Here is a 244-nt window from a genome sequence, read left to right on the forward strand (position 1 = left end):
TTAATACTTGTATTCTTGGACATAAACTTTCTGCCCGTAACACAGGCAATAATGATGGCTACTAAAAGGCCTATGACCAAAGCCCAAATAGCGATTACATTATGAACATTCTTAGCTACTAAGGGTAGGTTCATAGCTCTGAAGGGTTCTATTAATGCATCATGCCAGTCGAACATAACGGAAAAATAGAAGTTAATCGCCAAGACAACGATAAGCGGTACAAGAGACAGGGTCCACGGCGGCA

At 41.4% G+C, this 244-nt stretch carries 1 pseudogene; it reads right to left on the reverse strand.

What is annotated here, in order from left to right:
* A pseudogene (locus PGX78_RS04860) lies at positions 1-244 on the reverse strand (GntP family permease); the annotation flags it as partial.

The sequence above is a fragment of the Megasphaera sp. AF13-6AC genome, from assembly GCF_027685385.1.
Classification (GTDB): Bacteria; Bacillota; Negativicutes; order Veillonellales; family Megasphaeraceae; genus Megasphaera; species Megasphaera micronuciformis.